Raw genomic sequence first — 625 nt, forward strand, 5'->3', positions numbered from 1 at the left:
CGGCAGGGCCGGCAGCGCAAAGGCGCCCTGCCCCGCCTCGGCCGATGCCACGTCGGCCGGCAGCCACGGCCGCGCGAGCGCGTCGACGCGCTGCCACCACGACGCGCCGGGCGCGGCGATGTGCGGCTCGGTGCGGCTGAACACCACCTGCTCGCGGGCTCGGGTCATCGCGACGTACAGGCCGTTGAGCTCCTCGCGCTGCCGCGCCGCCAGCTCGGCCCCCATCGCCGGCGCCAGCGACGGCGGCACGTCCCCCTCGGAGTAGACGAAGGCACAGCGCGCCGGCCGGTCCAGCTCGACCGGCCAGTCGACCAGCACGGTGGCGGTGTCGGTGCCGGACCGTTCGGGCGCGCTGTCCATGATGAAGACGACGCGCGCTTCGAGGCCCTTGGCGCCGTGCACCGTCAGCAGCTGCACCGCGTTGCGCTGGGCCGGCGGCGCCACCTTCAGCGCGCGGCGCTTCAGCGCGCGGACGAAGTTGTAGGGCGTCGCGTAGCGCGCGCCGTCGAGCGTCAGCGCCTGCCCGAGCAGCGCGTCGATCGCGTTCAGCGCCGCGGCGCGCTGCTCGGGCGGCACGGTGGCCGCGACCCGCTCGCGGTAGCCGCTCTCGGCCACGATGCGGTCC

General features: G+C 76.3%; 1 protein-coding gene. It reads right to left on the minus strand.

From position 1 onward, the window contains the following. Positions 1–625: 3'-5' exonuclease (locus tag ACXJLU_RS33525; protein ID WP_457338037.1), on the minus strand; the 625-nt coding region annotated here is incomplete at both ends.

This window comes from Rhizobacter sp. P5_C2 (assembly GCF_054049715.1).